Annotated in this window: 14 protein-coding genes; all 14 read left to right on the top strand. The window is 50.7% G+C overall.

The window, feature by feature from the left end:
- The first annotated feature begins 16 nt into the window (after positions 1-16).
- The 14 genes from NLX73_RS15755 (at position 17) to NLX73_RS15690 (ending at position 18,236) form a co-directional block, all read left to right on the top strand.
- The gene (locus NLX73_RS15755) at positions 17-922 is read left to right on the top strand and encodes a carbohydrate ABC transporter permease (protein WP_235307454.1); all 906 of its coding nucleotides are present in this window, start codon (positions 17-19) and stop codon (positions 920-922) included.
- A complete protein-coding gene (locus NLX73_RS15750) occupies positions 919-1,845 on the top strand; it encodes a carbohydrate ABC transporter permease (protein ID WP_190298712.1) in 927 nt (308 codons plus the stop codon). Before NLX73_RS15755 ends, NLX73_RS15750 begins: the two co-directional genes overlap by 4 nt.
- A gap of 165 nt (positions 1,846-2,010) precedes the next feature.
- Entirely contained in the window at positions 2,011-3,120 is a 1,110-nt protein-coding gene (locus NLX73_RS15745) for a M24 family metallopeptidase (protein WP_254326633.1), read from the top strand.
- 67 nt (positions 3,121-3,187) lie between these two features.
- Entirely contained in the window at positions 3,188-4,714 is a 1,527-nt protein-coding gene (locus NLX73_RS15740) for an Ig domain-containing protein (RefSeq protein ID WP_254326632.1), read from the top strand.
- Between the two features lie 47 nt (positions 4,715-4,761).
- Entirely contained in the window at positions 4,762-5,970 is a 1,209-nt protein-coding gene (locus tag NLX73_RS15735) for an NAD(P)/FAD-dependent oxidoreductase (RefSeq protein ID WP_254326631.1), read from the top strand.
- Complete coding sequence (locus NLX73_RS15730) at positions 5,967-6,968, top strand: proline racemase family protein (protein WP_254326630.1); 1,002 nt, start codon at positions 5,967-5,969, stop codon at positions 6,966-6,968. Before NLX73_RS15735 ends, NLX73_RS15730 begins: the two co-directional genes overlap by 4 nt.
- 63 nt (positions 6,969-7,031) lie before the next feature.
- Complete coding sequence (locus tag NLX73_RS15725) at positions 7,032-7,919, top strand: dihydrodipicolinate synthase family protein (protein ID WP_254326629.1); 888 nt, start codon at positions 7,032-7,034, stop codon at positions 7,917-7,919.
- Between the two features lie 15 nt (positions 7,920-7,934).
- Complete coding sequence (locus tag NLX73_RS15720) at positions 7,935-9,371, top strand: aldehyde dehydrogenase family protein (protein WP_254326628.1); 1,437 nt, start codon at positions 7,935-7,937, stop codon at positions 9,369-9,371.
- On the top strand, positions 9,364-9,678 hold the full coding sequence (locus NLX73_RS15715; RefSeq protein ID WP_254326627.1) for a (2Fe-2S)-binding protein: 315 nt from the start codon (positions 9,364-9,366) through the stop codon (positions 9,676-9,678). The genes NLX73_RS15720 and NLX73_RS15715 overlap by 8 nt, the downstream gene beginning before the upstream one ends.
- On the top strand, positions 9,675-10,010 hold the full coding sequence (locus NLX73_RS15710; protein ID WP_023987257.1) for a (2Fe-2S)-binding protein: 336 nt from the start codon (positions 9,675-9,677) through the stop codon (positions 10,008-10,010). Before NLX73_RS15715 ends, NLX73_RS15710 begins: the two co-directional genes overlap by 4 nt.
- Positions 10,007-11,230, top strand: coding sequence for an NAD(P)/FAD-dependent oxidoreductase (locus NLX73_RS15705; RefSeq protein WP_254326626.1), 1,224 nt, complete (start codon positions 10,007-10,009; stop codon positions 11,228-11,230). Before NLX73_RS15710 ends, NLX73_RS15705 begins: the two co-directional genes overlap by 4 nt.
- Positions 11,231-11,315: 85 nt before the next feature.
- Positions 11,316-13,616 (top strand): glycoside hydrolase family 127 protein, encoded by a 2,301-nt coding sequence (locus tag NLX73_RS15700; RefSeq protein WP_254326664.1) that lies wholly within the window; start codon positions 11,316-11,318, stop codon positions 13,614-13,616.
- A 436-nt stretch (positions 13,617-14,052) separates the two neighbouring features.
- Positions 14,053-14,994, top strand: coding sequence for a copper amine oxidase N-terminal domain-containing protein (locus NLX73_RS15695; RefSeq protein WP_250267575.1), 942 nt, complete (start codon positions 14,053-14,055; stop codon positions 14,992-14,994).
- 5 nt (positions 14,995-14,999) lie between these two features.
- On the top strand, positions 15,000-18,236 hold the full coding sequence (locus NLX73_RS15690; protein WP_254326625.1) for a DUF5704 domain-containing protein: 3,237 nt from the start codon (positions 15,000-15,002) through the stop codon (positions 18,234-18,236).
- The last annotated feature ends 327 nt before the right edge of the window (positions 18,237-18,563 follow it).

Raw genomic sequence — 18,563 nt, 5'->3', positions numbered from 1 at the left:
GAAAGGAGAACAGCCCATGAAGCGACCAAAATCAGGAATGATGCGCATGGAGCGAAACTGGGGTCTGCTATTCGCGCTTCCTGCCATCCTCGGATTAATGATATTTACAATTGGACCGATCGCGGCCTCGTTCGTATTCAGCTTAACCGATTGGACGATTGGCGGACAGATGACCTTTATCGGATTGGACAATTATCGAACCATTTTGACCGAGGATGCTACCTTTTCCCAATCCATGTTCGTGACCACATATTATGCACTGGGCAGCGTACCTCTAGGCTTGGCGGCAGCTTTTATCATTGCGCTGTTATTAAATCAAAAGGTGAAGGGTTTGTCGGTGTTCCGTACGATTTATTATTTACCTACCATTGTGCCGAGTATTGCCAACACGATGCTGTGGCTATGGATGTTCAACCCGGATTTTGGTCTGTTAAATTCGCTGCTGGAGGGCGTTGGACTGCCAGGGAGCAAATGGATTTATGACGAGAGCACTGCAATACCCTCGCTGATTATGATGAGCACCTGGGGGATCGGGAACACGGTCATTATCTTTTTGGCGGGACTTCAGTCGGTTCCCACCCATCTGTATGAAGCAGCTGAGGTAGACGGCGGCAATAGGTGGCATAAATTTTTTCACATTACCATTCCTTCGATGACACCGACCATCTTTTTCAATCTGGTCATGTCTTTAATCAGCACCTTTCAGGCCTTCAATCAGGCGTATGTCATGACCAACGGGGGACCTAACAATTCAACCCTGTTCTATGTGTTCTACTTGTGGCGTACGGCCTTTACGGAGACTAAAATCGGCTACGCCTCAGCGCTGGCCTGGATCTTATTTTTCGTCATCATGGTGCTAACCGTTCTGATTTTCTCCACATCCAAAAAGTGGGTTCACTATGAAGGAGGGGAACGTTCATGAATCAGGTCACATCTTCTGTCAATCCTTCAGAAACACCACAACATCCGTTGCCACAGCCTGAACGCTCCCGAAGTCCTGCTACCGCCACCCGTTCCAAACCATTCCCAATCAGCCGTGTTGTACTGTATGTCGTTTTAATTATAGGTAGTGTTTTAATGCTGTTGCCATTTGCATGGCTCATTCGCAGCTCTCTGATGGGGACATCCCAAATTTTCGTGTTCCCGCCAGAGTGGATACCCTCTCCTTTTCAATGGAGCAATTACCCCGAAGCGCTGACTTCGGTACCGTTCGGCAGGTATTTTATGAATACGTTCATGATTGAGGTATGTGTGCTGGCAGGAGTGATGTTGACCTCAATTGTATCGGCATTTACCTTTGCCCGTCTGCGCTGGCCTGGACGTAATCTGATTTTTTCCCTGCTGATCGGGTCGATGATGCTGCCTTACGCGGTGACGCTGATTCCCACTTTCGTGATGTGGCGTGAGTTGGGCGGGCTGAATACATTTCTGCCGCTGATTGTTCCTGCATGGTTCGGTGGAGGGGCGTTTAACATCTTTTTGATGCGACAATTCATGCTGACGATCCCACGCGATCTGGACGAAGCGGCTTATATGGACGGAGGTACGCCTCTGACTGTACTATGGCGCGTCATTATTCCTTTATCTTCGCCTGCATTAATTGTGATCGGAATATTTACATTTATTGATGTGTGGAACGATTTTTTGGGCCCGATTATTTACTTAAGTGACGAAAAGCATTTTACGTTAGCGCTGGGGCTGGCGACTTTCCGGGGATTAAACAATACCAATTGGCCTTACCTGATGGCGGCTTCCAGCACGATTTTGGCTCCCATCGTCCTGATATTTTTTATCGGACAACGCTATTTTATCGAAGGCATCACATTGACAGGGATTAAAGGCTAAAAGGAAGCTGGGACGCGCTGATATGCTTGAAAAAGAGACGGAGAATTGGGCGCAGGACTTACGGGAATGCGGCAGCGAGAAGAGCATACATGTGTTCAAAGCAAGTGGAGAGTGTGTTCCAAGGCATATGCCCTGAAAAGAGATGTGGAATAAGGAGGCGTACGAGTGAAAGAGGAAGAGAGTCAAAAGACAAAACCGTTACAGGGTGTTCCTGGCAGACTGGCCCGGTTACGCTCGGAATTCCCGGCTCTAGAGATAGATGCACTGCTTATCACACATGGACCCAATCGACGTTATATGACCGGATTTACAGGCTCCGCTGGAATTGCGCTTGTTACGCAGGAAGAGGCTTTTTTAGTGACGGATTTCCGCTATATGATGCAGGCAACAGATCAGGCAGTGGAATATTCAGTTATTCGGCATGAGGCGCAAATCTTCCACACCGTGGCTGATCTCACAAGTAAATTGGGTGTCCACAGACTGGGTTTGGAGAGCCGACATGTCACACTTCAACAGTCGGGACAGCTTCAAGCCGCGCTGGGCTCGTTGGAGTACGTACAAACGGAGGATGTCATTGAACGGCTGCGCGATGTGAAGGACGAAGAAGAGATTCGCACCATTAGCGAAGCTGCGCGTATTACCGATGCTGCCTTCACGGAGGTGCTGAATTATATTCAGCCTGGGGTTACAGAGCGGAGGATTGCGGCGGAACTGGAATATCAGCTCCGGCTCGCAGGCGCGGAATCAGGCGGTTTTGCGTTCATTGTCGCTTCAGGCGAGCGTTCGGCGCTGCCGCACGGACTGGCCAGTGACAAGGAAATTGGTCAGAACGAGTTCGTCACAATGGATTTTGGCGCAAATGTGCGTGGTTATCTATCCGATATCACGCGTACCGTATTCGTAGGCCAGCCCTCAGAACAACATGAGAAATTGTATGCCATTGTGCTGGAAGCAAATATGAAGACGATTGCAGGGCTTCGCCCCGGCATAAGCGGTCGGGAGGGAGACAGTCTGGGGCGGGATGTGATTGCCTCTTACGGATATGGGGAGCAGTTTGGTCACGGTCTGGGTCACGGCTTTGGTCTCGAAATTCATGAGCAGGTACGGCTGTCCCGCGAAAGTAAATCTGTGCTCGTACCAGGTCATGTCCTTACTGTGGAACCGGGCATTTATATTCCAGGCTTCGGCGGGGTTCGGATTGAGGACGATGTGCTGATCACAGATGACGGTGTCAAGGTTCTGACCTCCTCACCCAAGGATCTGCTTTTATTGTAAGAAAGTAACTTTCCAGTTCAATTGATCTGGTCTGCAAGTCATCCAAAAACGAGATGGAGGAGATGAAATGAACACGTATAAAAGATGCACCAAAATATGGCTGACCACGCTGGCAGCTTCTCTCATAGTGGCTTTGACACCAGCTATTCCTGGGCAACAGACGGCTTATGCCGAAGCGGAGTCGGATGTAAAAGTCATCGACATCTTTAGTCGGACGGTGAACGATTATGGTATAGATCTGGTTGATTGGCAAGGATATCTGGCCAACCCGTATGTAAAGCTTAAAGTGAAGCCGCCAGCAGATGCTGCTTTTCCGTTAACGGTTACGTTAAATGCGCAGGGCACGTCCCGGCTGATGATGGATCTGCCAAGTACGTTGTCGGCGCAAGGTGCAAGCAAAACGCTGACTTTTGCCAATGCACAGGAGGAAAAAGATTTCCGGCTAGCCATCCATCCTGACCGGATTGGAGGAAACGGTGAAATAGAGAACTATACGCTGTCTATGTCCGTTGCTGGAAATGATGGTCACACGACTACTCAGTCCATTCCGATTCGCGTGCTGGATCAGGACGATAATAAAGAGCCCACCGTTCCCCTCCATTTTGACTATAGATTCGATACGATCAGGCCTTATTTCAATGATGCAGCTACCAAAAAAGCCGCAGAACTGGCGGTAAAGGACTGGTTCTATTTCTTTGATCTGGCTCCTTTCGATGAGGTTCCTGCCAACGCGGAGGTAAACCATCTGCCAGGAGACGATTGGCAAAATGAAATACAGGTGACAAATGACAAACCCTATAAAGGCATGTGGGTGTTTATGAGAGGGCTGAACGGGCCTTATTCTACGGGCTTTCCAGCCACGAACGGCAATTATCATACACGTAACGGTGTGACCGTCCCGGGGAATCTGAACCGTTCCTATAGTTTGATTCTGGATTTCTATGATGATGCGATTCCATTCACATCCGTGGACGATGAAGAATGGTATCAATCCGATCTGTCCAAAGTGACGGATGTGCATGGGCTAATCATGCATGAATTCGGTCATGCAATTGTATTCAGCGACACATTCCCAGGTGTCAAAGCGCTGAAGGAAGCAGCGGGCAATGACCCGGATATTATGGCTTATCAGCACAGACCAGCCGCGCTGGATGACAGCTATCATCTCTCTGGAGAGCTTGCAGAAGTCGACAGATTGAGCGGACAAAATGGAGGCTGGCGCCATCTGTTTCCGACCCGCCGTTGGATGAACACGAAGCTTTCGCTACTGGTAGCAGAAAAAGCAGGCTGGCCGCTGCGTAAGGACCTGACTCCTTTCCTCGCGCCAGAAATCATGACGAAGGAACTGCCAGCACCCGTCAAAGGCAAAGCGTACACGGCCAAGCTGGAGGCCAAAGGAGGCGTACCGTTTTACGATTGGACGGTGACAGGCGGTCAACTGCCCGCAGGCTTCACACTGGACCGCTTTACAGGAACGATTAGCGGAACAGCAGACAGCGGAGCAGGCAACAAGACGTATACGTTCACCGTACAGTTGCGGGATTATGATGAGCTGAGCAAGCCTGTGACACAAAGCTTTACGCTTAAGCTGTAAAAAATACCTCTCAAACAGATTAAAACGGTCGAAGGGAGGGGAAGCGAATGAAACATGATGCCGCGGATCTGGTCATTGTAGGCGGTGGAATCATCGGTACAGCCATTGCTTATTATGCGGCTAAGTCCGGTATGAAGGTCATGCTGGCTGAGCGAGGGGAGATTGCTGGAGGCACTTCGTCCCGTTGTGATGGAAATATATTGGCAATCGACAAAGAGCCCGGGTTTGACAGTCGAATGTCGTTGGTATCGCAGGAGCTGGTGGCAGAGCTGGCTAGGGAACTGGAGGATGAGTTTGAGTATCGTGCGCCTGGCAGTATTCTGGTCTGTGAAAACGATCAGGAGATGCAAGCAGCTGAGCAATGGGTATCCCGTCAGCAGCAGGAAGGACTTCCGTTTCGCATGCTGGATCAGCAGGATTTGCGAGAGGAATGGCCGCATTTAGCGAAAGATTTGCCGGGCGGACTGGAGTGTGCGACAGATTCCACTGTGAATCCGGTGTTGATGACGTATGCACTGGCCGAGGCCGCGCGTCGGATGGGAGCGAGGCTAATGCCCCGCACACCGATACAATCTGTCCTTAAGGACGAAGGGGGAAACGTCTGCGGGGTAGAGACGCCCAATGGCGCTATCCATGCAGGTGCAGTGGTATTGGCGGCAGGTGTGTGGACACACAGCATCGGTCATTCACTCGGTTTGGACCTTCCGATCATGCCGCGCAAAGGACATATACTGGTGTCTGCCCGAATGCCTTCCATTGGTAACCGCAAGGTAATGGAGTTCGGCTATCTGATGAGCAAGTTTGGCGGTCAGCGGAGTGTGGATGAGCTTTATGAAAAATACGGTGTAGCGCTGGTATTCGAGCCAACCGCATTCCAAAACATTCTGATCGGCAGCAGCCGTCAGTTTGTCGGTATGGACACAAGTGTCGATCAGCAAGTGATTCGCTTAATCGCCCGCAGAGCCATTCGTTTTTTTCCTGCTTTAGCCAATGTACCGCTGATGCGGGCGTATACCGGCTTGCGTCCATGGACACCTGATCATTTGCCAATTGTATCGGCAGTGGACGAAGTACCGGGGCTGTATATCGCTTCTGGTCATGAGGGGGATGGCATTAGTCTTGCGGCGGTGACGGGTAAGCTGGTGACTGAAATGGCACGGGGTGAATCCACTTGCATTCCGGTGGAGCCGTTGCGATATGACCGATTTGGCGAGGCTTTTACCAGCCACGAGGTTCACGGGGAGGTAACCGGATGAGTGTACCGGGCAGAATTACTACCATTGATACCCATACCGGAGGCAATCCGACGCGGACGGTCATTCACGGCGCGCCTAAGCTGGTAGGTCATACGATGCTGGAAAAAATGACTTATATGGCAGCACATCATGATGATTTTCGCCGTTTGCTGATGTTCGAGCCGCGAGGGCATGAGGTGATGTCTGGCTGCATTTTAACAGAACCTTGTCATCCAGGTGCAGATATGGGGGTGGTCTTTATAGAGACTGGCGGCTATTTACCGATGTGTGGTCACGATACGATTGGAGTATGTACAGCGCTGATGGAAGGTGGGCTGATTGCTGAGGATAAAAAATCGATATTGCTGGACACTCCGGCAGGCCCGGTTCAAGTGCGGCTGGAGGTGGATGCGGGCAAGGTGCGACAAGTAACGTTCACAAACATCCCTTCTTTTGTGTATCGCCGTGAGGTGAAGGTCCAGGTAGAGGGTATCGGGCAAGTCACGCTGGATATTGCGTATGGAGGCAACTTTTACGGCATTGTAGAGGCGGCTTCCATCGGTCTTGCACTGGAGCAGAGCAATGGGGCCGAAATTGTACGAACAGCGGTACAGATTCGGGAGGCAGTAAATGCTGTTGTTGAGGTAGTACATCCTGAGAATCCGATTATTCAAGGATTGACACATATTGAATTTTACGGGGAGCCTGTGGCTCCACAGGCCGATTGCCGCAATGTCGTCGTCATCCCACCGGGAGGGATCGATCGTTCCCCTTGTGGTACAGGAACCTCGGCCAAGGTAGCGGTGCTGCACGCCAAGGGAAAACTGGGCTTACATGAGCCGTTTGTACATGAAAGCATCACAGGCTCTATGTTCCGGGCTGAAATCGTGGGCGAGACGCAGATAGGTCCTTATCCGGCAGTCATTCCACAAATTACAGGCTCGGCTTGGGTGACGGGACATCATCAATTTGTGTTGGACCCCGAGGACCCGCTTAAAGAAGGTTTTTTGCTGATGTGAGCATTTTGCATCAAACCCGAATGCTCAATATGAAAATAAAGAAGGGAAAGGGTTGGTGAGCATATGGCGCGTTTTGAAGGTGTATATGTGGCCTTGGTTACACCGTTCACGGCAGAGCTGGAGGTAGACCATAAGCGTCTGACCGAGCTATGCGAGCATCTGATTGCAAACGGCATTAGCGGACTGGTTCCTACGGGATCGCTGGGAGAATATGCGGCTTTGTCCCCGGAGGAACGGTCGCAGGTTGTGCATACCGTAATTGACGCTGCGGCAGGGCGTGTCCCGGTTGTTGTCGGCTCGGCGGCTCCGTCCACCAAACAGGCGGTGCATTGGATTCAGCATGCGAAGGATGCCGGGGCTGCGGGTGTCATGGCACTGCCGCCCATTAATTACAATCCACTGCCTCACGAGGTAACGGCCCATTATGAAGCATTATCGGAGGTGGGCTTGCCGATCATTGCGTATAACAATCCCCATGATTACAAGGTTGACTTGACTCCAGATATTCTTGCGGACTTGTCGCGAATTGAAAATATCGTAGCAGTCAAGGAATTTTCCGGTGATGTACGGCGTATTCACGCTATTTTGGATCAGACAGAGCTGGAGGTCATGGTCGGAGTAGATAATCTGGCGATGGAGGGGGCATTGTTCGGCGCGACAGGCTGGATTTCGGGGGTACCGAATGCGCTGCCGAAGGAAGGGGTAGAGCTGTTCCGACTTGCGCAGGCGGGAAATATGGCGGAAGCGTCCGCGTTGTATCGCAGGCTGCTGCCGCTGTTCCACTATGATGCCAGCCCGCAATTGGTACAGTCCATCAAATATATGATGGAGCTGGCTGGATTTCCGGTCGGCCCGACACGTCCGCCCAGACTTGCGCTGCCGCAGTCGGATTATGACCGCATTCGCGAAGCATTTGAGGTGGCGGTTCGTCCAAGCGAAGTATCATCCTGAATGGAGGTGAAGACGATGGAGAGCCGAAATTGGATCGGCGGTGAGTGGCTGAGCCCTTCCGGCGAGGAAATGGTGGTTCACAATCCTTCGGCCTTGAAGGAGGAGGTGGGAGTCGTCCATTTTTCAGAGACGGGCGATATTACACAGGCCGGGGATGCGGCACGGCTGGCTCAGACGGGCTGGGCCGCGCTAAGTCCCGCAGCGAGGGGAGCTTATCTGTTCAAAGCAGCCGGGTTACTAGAGGCAGCATTACCTGAATTGGCTGAGCTGGCTAGCCGTGAGATGGGCAAGCCGATTACCGAGATGCGCGGAGAGGTCATGCGAGGTGTCCATCTGCTCCGGTACTATGCGGCAGAGGGCGTACGTTCCATCGGCACAGTTATCCCTTCGAATGAGCCGGGAGTGCTCCAATACACGAAGCGTATTCCGCTGGGGGTAACGGCTGTCATTACGCCGTGGAATTTTCCGGTAGCTATTCCGCTATGGAAAATCGCCCCTGCACTCTTGTGCGGAAACACGGTCATCTGGAAGCCTGCCGAACATGCTTCATTAACTGCAGTACGGGTCGCCGAGCTATTCGAGGCGGTGCAGCTTCCGCCCGGCGTACTGAACTTAGTCATTGGGCAAGGTAACCGCATCGGCGATGCCTTACTGGAGCATCCGGTACTGGATGCGGTCAGCTTCACGGGTTCTACTGCTACAGGTTTGGGCATTGCGGGACGGTGTGCACGCCGTAATATCAAGTACCAGACCGAAATGGGCGGTAAAAATGCCGCTGTGGTGCTGAAGGACGCGGATGTAGCACAGGCGGTGGCGATGATTGCCAGCGGAGCTTTCCGTTCAGCCGGGCAAAAATGCACGGCCACCAGTCGGGTGATTGTGGAACAGTCTGTCTATGAGACGTTCACGGAAGCCTTACGCCAAGCGGTGGGAAAAATTCAGATCGCTCAGGCGCTGGACCCCAGTGCGTATCTTGGACCTGTGGCATCCGCAGGTCAGTATGAGAAGGTCATGTCCTATATATCACTCGCCCGCCGGGAAGCCGACATTTTGGCTGAAGGCGGAGCCACCGCCGGGACGGAGAACGGGTATTATGTGCGTCCACTGGTCGCGACTGGACTGAATTCGTCCCATCCTTTGATTCAGGAGGAGATTTTTGGGCCTGTGATGGGGGTCGTCCAGGCGGACGACTTCGAGGATGCGATTCGACTGTGCAATGATTCTATTTATGGATTAAGCGCCTCTCTATTCACCCGCGATTTACGGCTGGCTCACCGGTTTCTGGATGAGGCGAACGCCGGTATGGTCCGGGTTAATCAGGAGACGGCTGGTGTTGAATACCAGGCTCCATTCGGCGGTCTGAAGCAATCCAGCTCACATACTCGGGAGCAGGGCCAGGCGGCGCTGGACTTTTATTCAGCGATTAAAACCTGCGCGATTAGCTATGAGTAAACGGGTGACGGGACGAAGTGAGACGATTGGGAGTGCATCAGGTCATTTGCTCGTATGTCGCTGCGAAGAAGTGAGTATCGCACAGATGGAGCAGGCCTGCCGCATGGGCGCGGACACCGTGCGCCAGCTTAAAATGACTACACGGGTGACGATGGGGGCATGTCAGGGTAGGGTATGCCGACAATTGGTGGAGTCATGGTTTTACAATCAGGTTCCTGCCGCCCGCCGGGAGGCGGAGCTGTTATCCCAAAGGCCTCCCGTGCGTCCCATAACGTTCGGGCAGCTAGCAGAGGGAGGTTCTTTATGAGCCGCATGCGTATTGTAAATCATCCTATTTTGGGACCAAAGCCGGAACGGCGGCAGGTATCTTTTATTTTTGACGGTCGTCCCATGCAGGGATTGGCTGGAGAGCCATTGGCAGCAGCACTGCTGGCCAGCGGTGTCCGTTTGCTGAGAAGGCATGAGGAATCCGGTACGGCCAGAGGTGTATACTGTGCCATTGGGCATTGTAACGAATGCCGCCTGACGGTTCATCCGTTCGGTACCGTCCGTTCCTGCCTGACCAAGCTGGAGGAAGGTATGGTGGTGGAAACCGGACGGCAGCTTTCGAATGAAATCACAGGGAGAATTGTGACATGAATGAAATGGCGCATCTCATCGTCATTGGGGCGGGTCCCGCCGGATTGTCCGCAGCGGTATCGGCTGCTGAGCAAGGATTGCCAGTCACGGTACTGGATGAGTTTACAGAGCCGGGTGGACGTATGCCTGGGCAATATCATGAGGAAGGCAGTCAAGGCTGGTGGGTTGGAAAACACGTTTCGGATGAGTTGATTACCCGTTGCGTGGAGCTTGGGGTGGACATTCGCTGCGGCGTTTCCGTACATGGCATGGAATATACGACAACGTGGGAAATTTCCACTTCCTGTGGATTGTTCACTGCGGATTACGTATTGCTGGCAACTGGAGCTGCCGAAATTCCTGTTCCGCTGGATGGATGGACATTGCCAGGAGTAATGTCCATCGGGGCTGCGCAGGTGATGACCAATGTTCATTACGTCAAGCCGGGAGAACGCGGCATCATAGTAGGCATGAATGTATTGTCGATGGCGATTGCCCGCGAGCTGTCCGTTGCCGGGGTAAAGGTGGCGGCGATTACACTGCCGTGCGCCAATCCGTTGGCTGGTGCAGCCGCAGATCCGACAGCCTCCGCGAAGCTGCTGCTTCAGCTATCGGGGCTGGCCCCGGCCGCCTGGATGCGCGCCGGCGGCAAGCTGGCAGCTGCGATGCGGATGGAGAAACTCATCGCGTGCTGCTATCCCCACAGAGGCTTCCGTCTGTGGGATATCCCGATCCGTTTGCGGACGGCGGTGCTGTCCGTCAACGGGCAGGACCGGGTCGAATCCGTGACCCTGGTCCACGTTAAACCGGACGGCTCGCCTATTCCCGGCAGCGAGCGCGTCGAACCCGCCGACTTCGTGGCGCTGAGCGGCGGCTTGTATCCGCTCGCTGAGCTGGCGGCGGTAGCCGGGTGCAAATTCGTGTACAGCCCTGAGCTAGGCGGGCATGTTCCACTGCATGGTGAGCGAATGGAAACCTCGCTCAAAGGGCTGTACGTTGCCGGCAATATTACCGGCATCGAAAGCGGGCTGGTCGCGATGGCCCAAGGTCGATTAGCCGCCGCTTCCATGCTCCATGCCGCTGGACTCGGCGGAGCAGGCGGGGAACAGCGGGTACAGGAGGCGATCCGTGAGGTCCATTTTGCGCGTAAGCATGCGCTGATTCAGTTTCATCCCGGCATTACAGAGGCGAGAATGCAGCTGTACCAGCAGTGGGGGCAAACCTCTGGCAGCGGCGCGTAACGGCTCGTTGTGTCTGATATGCGTTTTTTATCCCAAATTCGCCTTAAAGGAGGAACGGAAAGTGACTCTTAAAGCAAAAGCCCATATGAAAGCAAGGCCGTTCGCACTGAACGAGGTGGTATTGGTTGAAGGTCCCTTCAAACAGGCGATGGAGCTGAACCGATCTTATCTGTTGGAGCTTCAACCAGACCGCCTGCTGGCGCGTTTTCGGGAATATGCCGGACTTACGCCCAAAGCGCCTCAATATGAAGGCTGGGAAGCGATGACTATTTCCGGTCATACACTGGGACATTATTTGTCCGCTTGTTCCATGATGTATGCTTCAACAGGCGATGAGCGTTTTAAAGAAATCGCACATTACATTACGGATGAACTGGACGTTTGTCAGGCGGCGCATGGTGACGGATATGTATCCGGTATTCCAGGGGGAAAGGAACTTTTTGAAGAGGTGTCTGCTGGAAATATTCGCTCGAAGGGCTTTGACCTGAACGGTGCCTGGGCCCCCTTGTATACACTACACAAGTTATTCGCTGGCCTGCGGGATGCGTACCATTTGACAGGCTGTAATAAGGCATTAGATGTGGAGCGTAAGCTGGCGGACTGGCTCGAAGGAATTATGAAGCCGATGAGCGATGAGCAGATGCAGCAGATGATGTTTTGCGAATATGGAGGCATGAATGAGGTATTGGCCGATTTGTATGCGGATACCGGGGAAGAGCGCTACTTGTGGCTGGCTGAGTGCTTCTGGCACAAGCTGGTGCTGGACCCGCTTAGCTCGCAGGAAGACTGTTTGCAGGGCATTCACGCCAATACACAGATTCCAAAGCTGATCGGGCTTGCCAAGGAATATGAGCTCACGAATGACACGAAACGCCGGGCAACGGTGGAGTTTTTTTGGGAGCGGGTGGTGGATCATCATTCGTATGTCATTGGGGGGAATAGTTTTGGAGAATATTTTGGAGCGCCAGATGGCTTGAATGATCGCATCGGGCCTCATACGACGGAGACATGCAACACCTATAACATGCTTAAGCTGACCAATCATCTGTTTCAATGGAATGTTTCCGCCAAGGAAGCGGACTTTTATGAGCGAGGTCTATTCAATCATATTTTGGCTTCGCAGGACCCGGTTCACGGGGGCGTAACGTATTTTCTGTCGCTGGCGATGGGCGGGCACAAGCATTTTGAAAGCAAATTTGACGATTTTACGTGCTGTGTCGGCACAGGGATGGAAAACCATGCGAGCTACGGCAGCGGCATTTATTTTCACGATCACGATAAGCTGTATGTCAATCAGTTCATTGCCTCCACGCTGGAATGGAAGGACAGAGGTGTTACGCTAAAACAAAACACTTCCTATCCAGAGACGGATCATACGACGCTGGAGATTCAATGCGATCAACCAGCTCCATTTACGCTACTCATCCGCTATCCATATTGGGCTGAACAAGGAATTACCATTCGTGTAAATGGCAAGGAACAATCGGTTGCATCGGAACCGGGCAGCTTCATCTCTATCGCCAGAACATGGATTGACGGTGATGCTGTAGAGGTGACAATTCCGATGTCGCTGAGACTGGAGCAGATGCCGGATAACCCGGATCGGGCGGCTGTCATGTATGGACCGCTGGTGCTGGCAGGCGACCTGGGACCCTTAGAAGATCCTAAAGCCAAGGATTTCCTGTACACACCCGTATTCATTCCTCTAACGGAGGAGCTAGATGCCTGGATACAGCCTGTGGAGGGCAAGACGAATACGTTTCGTACCTTGAATGCAGGGCATCCCCGGGATGTGGAATTGTTTCCTCTGTATAAAATGCATGACCGTACGTATTCCGTATACTGGGACATTTTTACGAAGGAAGCGTGGCAGGAGGCGGAACAGGAATACACAGCAGCACGCGAAAAGCTGGCGATTCTGGAGCAGTGCACGATTGATTTTGCCCAACCCGGAGAAATGCAGCCGGAGCGGGATCATAACTTCCAGGGAGATGCTTCGACTCGCACCGGATATGTGAATAACCGACCTTACCGGAATGCGGGAATTGATGGCTGGTTTTCTTTTGATTTAAATACAGATCCATCTGCTCCGATGCTGTTGGTCATTACCTACACAGCTACGCTGGAAATGCCTAACTGCGGTTTTGATATTTTGATTAACGGTCATCTGCTTGAGCATTTTAGTGAAGGTTTTGATGAGGCTGATAAGTTTTACAATATTAATGCCGCTATTCCGGCTGCATATCTGGAGGGGAAGGATCAAGCGACAGTGACCTTCAAGGCCAAGCCGGGACAGCGTATTCGCAGATTGTTTGGGCTGAGGATGGTCAACAAGGACGTGTATGAGCAACTCTATCAAGCTGGAAGTCCAGGTATACATGAATGATCTTTGAAATGTTTCGTGAGAGAAAAGTAACGTTTGATTTTTAGTCCGGTATGATTTATGATGTAAGAAATATTGGATGATGCTGGAATAATCCATATGGTGGTATGATCTGATATATTCATAGTTTTTTTGCGCGTGAAGCACACGGGCTGTTTCTTCCTTCATAGGGAAGAGGCAGCCCTTTTTTGTTGATATTTTGCGGGAATATAACTTTTTTAAAGAGTCAGTTCTATGATTTAGGGGGAGGGATTGCTCAATAGAGTCTATTTTTTGGAATACTCTATATTAGAAGCTTTTCTTATAGATTTTGTAATAGGGAAACTCTATAATATATAAGTTGTATCCAGTATTTTCCGAAAGTGGGGATGCGATAAGTTTATGAGGTTAGAGATGATATACATAGTTTAAAGTTTAAGCTGACAAAGGGGATAGAGAGATGAGTATGAAGAAATGGATGTTGAGTTTGACCGCAGTCACGTTGCTATGGGGCGCGACAAGTACGATTCCAACGACGGAGGCAGCAAGCAGCACCAAACCCATTGAAGTCTTGTTAAACGCGAAAAAAATACAGTTTCCAGATGCTAAACCTTTTCAGGATAGTAACGATTATGTGATGGTACCGATTCGTTTTGTATCCGAAGCGCTAGGGGCTAAGGTAGGCTGGGAGAAAACAGGCGGCCAATTGGCTGTGTCGATTAAAAATGATGCACATGCCGTTAACATGACAGTGGGTCAAAATACCGCTACCGTGGATGGACAGACCAAAACGTATGAGACAAAGATTATTTTAAAGCAAAACCGTACTTTTGTGCCGCTGCGGTTGGTAAGTGAGGGTCTGGGGCAAACGGTAGAGTGGGATAAGGTCAGCCGCTGGGTCTGGATTGGGAAGAAGGAAATTGCTGCGCTGGAGGATACGGGGCATAAGGCGGTGAGTATCGAGCCGTATAAGAAACTATTTGCTAAAGACCCGTTTTTGCTTAAAAATCTAAATGGTCAAGAATACACAAAAACTATAATTTTTAAGTATTCGGATCTTCCAATCAAATTATTGCGTGATGTGTATTCAGTTGAACCATACACCTTAAAAGGGGTTCCTTACTTGAAAGTCAGAATTAAAACTATATCTACAGCAAGCCCATTGTTCTATGTCACTAAGAGTAAAGATACGAGATACCGTTATCCTATGGATGAACTTACCCAAGATAACGGGGATGGGACAAAAATGATTTTCTATAAAATTTATTCTTCGGCTGACGAAATGTACTATGGCATCAAAGATTACAAATCATTTAAACTCCAAGACATTCAATACATTGGTTTTTATGGCGCATCGATAGATTATATACCGCTAATGATCAGCCCTTGGAAAGGTAACTAAAGCACATGAAGACCGCACAACGCATTCTGGCCGTATTGCTGGTGGGGGTACTGCTATTCTTGCAGCTCCCACCTTTTTTTTTTCCTACCAACAAGGCAGCAGCCGATACGGAAATTACGCCACTGTCCTACTATCCAGACAAGAATGATCGCTACTTTGTCGGCATGATGTACTTCGATATGTGGAAGAATACCGCAGGGACTTGGGTCACAGATGGTGGTAAGCAACCCAATAAGGATATGCAGGGTGAAGCCACATTTACCTACAAGTTTAATTTTCCAGGTCGTAAGATTAAGAATGTCGAAGCAAAATTGTATGATCCAGCAGCAAAAGCTAACCAAGACAATCCTGATTATATAAAGTATTTTACAAAATCTCGGTCAGATACCTATGGAGACTATCTGACTTCAATAAGTGGCGGCCCCAAAGGGGGGACTAAGGATTCGGATGTTCGACCTTTTGGAAAAAAGGGAATAGGAACTGATACAACGATAATCCCAATCACAGTAAATATACGGTTAAACGCTGATAGACCTAGAGATATAAAGCTGGAGAGCTGCTCTAACTGTGCGAAGGAAGTAGAAGCCTACCGTATTTTCCAGCCGATCCTGTTCAAGATCGAACTGGAAGGCGGCCTAACCGTGAAGCATTATACTGTAACAGACAAGCCGCTAGATAAGGTGTTTCCACCACGCAACGAAGACCTGAAAGTTGGTCAAACGTATGACTTCACTCCAGGAAGTGATGAAAATTACGAGTACGTGGGCTACAAGAAAAGCTCCACCGGAGCGCCTCCAAGTGGCAACATTACGCCCGGCCAGCTCAAGCCATTGACGTATGACGGCAAGTTTGAGCAGTACACGGTCAATCTTTACTACAAAGAGAAGGGGCCGCCTCTTGACACGAAATGCACCCGACCTACACCTAGCGGTAGCCAGTCGGACAAATACCTCGACCCAATGGCTTCAGGTGTTATTAAAGCCGATCAGCGAGGCGCGTCACGTTTTGATGTAGCCAAGGGTATTCCAACTTCTGAAAGCCTGTACGGAAACGTGCTGGCCCGGAATTACCTGTTTCAAAACACCTACCAACAGCTCAAAGGCGAGTGCACCTACAACGTCAAGCTGAAGCGCACGTATGATCTGGAATGGGAAGATATCAACGATACCCGGCACATGAAGGTCGTGGAGTATTACAAATACGAAATTGTGAAACCGTACTCCTACTGGGTGATCGACAACCTTGAGGTGTACGGTATTAAGAACGCGCAGCTACGCAACTATGCACTGCCGGGAGGTAGTATTACGATTCCACCACGGAATTACACGCCTCCGTCTGTAGAATCAGCGACCAACGGAAAATACTATCCGGCTCCTTCTCCGGGCATCATCGATGGGGGTTCACTTTATATTTATGGCGGCAAGAGTATGCCGAAGGTGCCCAATGAACAAAGATCACTGGAGCCTGTGGCCCAGAAGGCTACACCAGACGTAGAAGTCGAAAACGATACTGTGAAATTCAACGGTCAAACGATCATGGACCACCAGCGTGTCAAGGAAAAGGGGCCGACTCCTGGCAAAATCCCTGAACCCGTAAAAATAGGGTCGGATACCCTGTACAGCCCGGGCCATATGATTGAAAAGCACAAGATCAATAAACCCAATACGCCCAGCAGCGGTGACATCACTTACGCTATTCTCAAGGGAAATATCAATGGAGGTGCGGATAAAACGTTCCCGATACAGGGAATCAATACAGTGACTGTCCACACTCCCGTAGTGAATCTGTCTAGTGTGTCTGACGATGCTGCTCATAATCAGAAAACCCAACCTACGAAGGGACGATCCGCGCTTATTTTGGAGCGCCCTTTCCGGGTGACGATCTCGACAGCAGGTCCGCATTTGAACATTCCTGGCTATGGTGATCGGGAGTATGCCAAATATGTACGAACCAAGCAGGTGAGATTTCCATTCGATGTGTACGACAAAAGGAAGACACTATTTTATCCACGAGGTACCTGGATCGACATTCCGGTGCTGCAGCTCGACACAGACTTTTATTTGCCCGTATGGGTGGATGAAGGCAACTATACAGTAGAGTTCCGTACCATTGCTGAAAATGCACCGGACGGATTCACCGAACAGCGCCATGCCAACACGGATATCGCCCATCATGTAGCCAATGATGTGGTGAATATTGAGGTCATCGGACGGATGTATGATTTTCATATCACGGATATTGCTGATTACCATTGGGAGCGGGTATTTCGGCAGCGAAAAGGAAGCCCAATGCATAGCGGCCTGTCCTATTGGACGGGGCTTGGCAATATTGACGGGTTGCCTAGAGGGAACCCGGAGCCATTCACCTTGCCCGTTCGCCCCGGTAGTCACCCATATGAAGGTTATACAAATGTGGCGGTCAAGACAGGCTATCATTTCAAGTTTGACCTCAAGACCAAAGGCAATATGTTTAGCGCCAAGGACGGTATTCGCATCACGCCATCGTTCTATTGGGTGAGCAAAGATGGGCGACAGCGGGAAGAGGTAGATCTGTATACACATTCCGGCAGTCGAAAATTTATCCGTTTGGGATCGGCGGAGGACCGGGAAAAGCGCTATGTTATTTTGAATGAACGGCTACGCAATGTGCCGATGGAGGAAATGCAGGACGCGGCAGCCTACCAATACAAGCATGAGCTGAGTGAAGCACAACAAAGCCAGTTGACACTGGAACGCTATGTTTCTCTGTATGCCCACCGTATTGCACGCAGCAAGACCTGGATTGGACGTTACGACTGGCTGGTGCTGCCTGCGGCTGTGCGTACCTTGATTGGTCCAAAGACAGACCTGCCAGATGGGGTCAACGTGGATCGCGCTAATGCGTCGATTCAGCGCTGGTATGGCGAATATAGCCTGCCTGCTGATGTTTACGCAGTCACCAAAGGCGCGGATTTGCGCGAGGTCAGTCGCCGTCAGGAGCTAAACGAGCACACAGATATATTCAAGAAAACGGGCTTTATCGTCGTCCGCTTTAATGTGGAGTCACTGCGTCAGGGGGACGCTGAGCATCCGCATTTACAGTATATAAATGGCCCGCTGTTGAACCAGTGGCAACTGGAGGGTTACCGCCGAGAGATAAAAGACCCATACGGGCATACCTTTCATTTACAGGACGGGGATGTAGTATTTTATCATGCGGATCAGTCCAGTCGGGACGATTTCAGTTCATTTGTCCCTCACTAGCTTGTAGTAATCAAGACGAATCCTAATCCATAGCTAGCGCGAAAAATACGAAAACGGACAATGGGAACAATCCACTGTCCGTTTTTTATATTTCCTTTTGAGTTTATGCGAATATGATTTTGCCTACTTCCTCTGCCTTCATGGGGAGTTTGGCGGTGTTCAGCCCTTAACATGCCGTTTTCATACAGGCTTGGTGAGGGCTGTTTTATTTGGAATGAGTAAACAACACGGATTTGTGTAGAGAAATCCTCGGATATTTAAACGCGTTTGGGGGAACGGCAAAACTATAATAGTAAGGAAATTTAATTTATGTAAGCGCAATCATTT

Origin of the sequence: Paenibacillus sp. CH40 (assembly GCF_024213605.1) — a bacterium.
GTDB classification, from domain to species: Bacteria; Bacillota; Bacilli; order Paenibacillales; family Paenibacillaceae; genus Paenibacillus; species Paenibacillus polymyxa_B.
This window is presented reverse-complemented; position numbering and strand designations above follow the sequence as displayed.

Excerpts from the sequence above, each read along its gene's own strand:
- NLX73_RS15755 (WP_235307454.1), top strand. The coding sequence starts at position 17 with ATGAAGCGACCAAAATCAGGAATGATGCGCATGGAGCGAAACTGGGGT.
- NLX73_RS15750 (WP_190298712.1), top strand. The coding sequence starts at position 919 with ATGAATCAGGTCACATCTTCTGTCAATCCTTCAGAAACACCACAACAT.
- NLX73_RS15740 (WP_254326632.1), top strand. The coding sequence starts at position 3,188 with ATGAACACGTATAAAAGATGCACCAAAATATGGCTGACCACGCTGGCA.
- NLX73_RS15735 (WP_254326631.1), top strand. The coding sequence starts at position 4,762 with ATGAAACATGATGCCGCGGATCTGGTCATTGTAGGCGGTGGAATCATC.
- NLX73_RS15730 (WP_254326630.1), top strand. The coding sequence starts at position 5,967 with ATGAGTGTACCGGGCAGAATTACTACCATTGATACCCATACCGGAGGC.
- NLX73_RS15725 (WP_254326629.1), top strand. The coding sequence starts at position 7,032 with ATGGCGCGTTTTGAAGGTGTATATGTGGCCTTGGTTACACCGTTCACG.
- NLX73_RS15720 (WP_254326628.1), top strand. The coding sequence starts at position 7,935 with ATGGAGAGCCGAAATTGGATCGGCGGTGAGTGGCTGAGCCCTTCCGGC.
- NLX73_RS15715 (WP_254326627.1), top strand. The coding sequence starts at position 9,364 with ATGAGTAAACGGGTGACGGGACGAAGTGAGACGATTGGGAGTGCATCA.
- NLX73_RS15710 (WP_023987257.1), top strand. The coding sequence starts at position 9,675 with ATGAGCCGCATGCGTATTGTAAATCATCCTATTTTGGGACCAAAGCCG.
- NLX73_RS15705 (WP_254326626.1), top strand. The coding sequence starts at position 10,007 with ATGAATGAAATGGCGCATCTCATCGTCATTGGGGCGGGTCCCGCCGGA.
- NLX73_RS15700 (WP_254326664.1), top strand. The coding sequence starts at position 11,316 with ATGAAAGCAAGGCCGTTCGCACTGAACGAGGTGGTATTGGTTGAAGGT.
- NLX73_RS15695 (WP_250267575.1), top strand. The coding sequence starts at position 14,053 with ATGAGTATGAAGAAATGGATGTTGAGTTTGACCGCAGTCACGTTGCTA.
- NLX73_RS15690 (WP_254326625.1), top strand. The coding sequence starts at position 15,000 with ATGAAGACCGCACAACGCATTCTGGCCGTATTGCTGGTGGGGGTACTG.